3 protein-coding genes are annotated in these 2,238 nt (G+C 39.4%); 1 reads left to right on the top strand and 2 read right to left on the bottom strand.

Annotated features, from left to right (window positions below):
• Positions 1-166 precede the first annotated feature (166 nt).
• The gene (locus ACUVXA_RS19940) at positions 167-613 is read left to right on the top strand and encodes a hypothetical protein (RefSeq protein WP_445873043.1); all 447 of its coding nucleotides are present in this window, start codon (positions 167-169) and stop codon (positions 611-613) included.
• 290 nt (positions 614-903) lie between these two features.
• Here the strand turns inward: ACUVXA_RS19940 and ACUVXA_RS19935 are convergent, their stop codons facing one another.
• Positions 904-1,374 carry a PDGLE domain-containing protein gene (locus ACUVXA_RS19935; protein ID WP_445873042.1) on the bottom strand — a complete coding sequence of 157 codons (471 nt, stop codon included), beginning with the start codon at positions 1,372-1,374 and terminating at the stop codon, positions 904-906.
• 1 nt (position 1,375) lies between these two features.
• Positions 1,376-2,131, bottom strand: a complete 756-nt coding sequence (locus ACUVXA_RS19930; RefSeq protein ID WP_445873041.1) for an energy-coupling factor ABC transporter permease — start codon at positions 2,129-2,131, stop codon at positions 1,376-1,378.
• Positions 2,132-2,238: the final 107 nt, after the last annotated feature.

The following is a 2,238-nucleotide window of genomic DNA, read 5'->3' as shown; positions in this document are numbered from 1 at the left end:
GGCAGGTGCTCCCCTATGAAGCAGGAACCGAACACCATTTAGGCGGTGTCCTAAAGGGGTAAGTTTCGGACAACGGTGTAGTAAGTGTGGAAAGGAGCCTAAGGATTGTTGGGACTGTAAATATTTCCTTGGACAAGAACTGGCCTTCGATATTGATCCTGAGAATGTGGTCTGTCCTTATCACGGAAACTATGAAAAGAAAATGGAGATACACCAAGGGCTCAGCTTCTGCATGTACGAGTTCAAAGTGGTGAGGCAAAAAACTCTGGAGCTGTATGAGGAACTAAATAGAGAATACTCGGAGTTCCGATTCGTGTACTCCGGCAGAGGATTCCACATCCACGTTATGGATCAGGAAGCGGTAAGAATGAAGAAAAGGGAAAGAGAGAAACTTGGCGAAAAATGGGCTAGGAAGTATCCCATTGATCCTTGGGTTACGAGCGGAGAAATGAGGCTCATAAGGCTTCCCTACTCACTGCACGGAATGGTCTCCAGAATCTGCATCCCCCTAAGCCTAGGAGAAATAAAAAGTTTTGACCCCAGAAAGGATAGAAAATGTTTCCCTTCATTTCTAAAAAACATAAATAAGCTTCGCTTCTTAGACAAAATATGAAAATATCAAGTTTTTCATAGAAAAATCTAAATTACTTTTTCTTCTTTGCCTTAACTTCCTTACCTTTATAGTAGTATTCTTTTTTCTTTTTCTTCTCACTCATTATTAGAAGCCCCCTAATTTTCAACCTCTTACATATAAAAAATTTTCAGAACTATTTATACTTTGCTAGGCCTTAAATTTCTAATTCCCTATTAGACCATTATATTTTTTGATAGATTATTGTGAGTGAAATAATAAATAAATTAATCAATAATTTTGATTAATTGTTATAAAAAGGGGGAGGTTGGTTAGGTGGGAGGTTCTCTCTTCTTTAATACGAGTCCTACCAACCACGCTGAACCCAATGTTATGAAGAAGCCAGTGATTCCCGCAAGTAAGGAAGAAAGATACTTAGCACCACTGAAAGCTTCACCCAACTGATAGAGCACAAGTTGAGGTATCTCAATGAATGAACTATAGTAGAGCTCATAAATAATTAGCGGATAGAGCTGTGGAATATAATAGTCGGGAAAGAGAGCATAGGAAATGGTGTATGAATAAATTGGGAGCAAAGCACTAAATTCAATTCCAGTGAAATAACTCAATAAGTCACTATAGAGGGCTAAGTCTTCTGAAACTTTTTCTAAGCCGTCTGGATTGCTCGAAGCTAATGGTAGAAAAACTGCAATCACAAGCAATCCTGCGAATACTCCCCACTTAAACCAACTTTGACTCCAAGTCTCCTTGGAAACTCTTTTTACCGTTTCCCAAGCACCCAACCTATTTAACCTCCATACTTTTTTTCGAGTTTTTTCTTGGATTATCCTTTTTTTCACCTGGGTTTGAAGCTTCTTCCATCTTTTCGGTTCTCCAAGACAAAAGTCGTTTTAAACCTATTTTTGGTAACTCTAGTAAGTCTGGTCTCATTCTAATGACGTACTCTATCACAGTTACAGTGATTATAGCTTCCCCAATTCCAATTACTAGATGCCATCCAACCATAGCAGGTACAGTGTATTGCAATCCATAAGGGAAAGTGTAGGACCAACCCAACTGTAATCCGCAGGCCAGTGCGGCAAGTACTATCGCTAAGTAGGAACCCACAGCAGCACCTATTCTTATGCCCCAGTTTCCTTTTCCAACAAGTTTTCTAACACCCAGATAAAGGTAGTAACCCACAAAACCACCAATTACACCCATGTTGAAAATGTTTGCTCCGAGAGCTGTAATTCCACCATCGGCGAAAACGAAAGCTTGTATTAGCAGAATTATCGACATCGAAATGAGAGCCCCGAAGGGACCCAGAAAAACGGATATCAGAGTGCCACCAACGAGATGCCCACTGGTGCCTCCTACAATCGGAAAGTTAATTAGCTGAAACGCAAAAACACCTGCCGTAAGCACTGCAAAAAGAGGGATAGCCTTAGTACCGAGATACTTTTTAGCCTGAAAAAAGGCGGGAATAATGAAAGCTAAGGAAACAATTACAAACACTATAACCAAGGTAGGATCTAAATAACCGTCTGGGATATGCATGTTTTATCCTCCAATACTTTTCTCCGATTTTTCCTTCATAATTGAGTAATACTTTTTTTGAAAAAAGTATTACTGTACTAACGCTTTATAGGTATATTATATAAACT

This window comes from Candidatus Jordarchaeum sp. (assembly GCF_052745115.1).
This window is presented reverse-complemented; position numbering and strand designations above follow the sequence as displayed.

Coding starts and splice junctions, on each gene's coding strand:
- ACUVXA_RS19930 (WP_445873041.1), bottom strand. CDS start 2,131: ATGCATATCCCAGACGGTTATTTAGATCCTACCTTGGTTATAGTGTTT.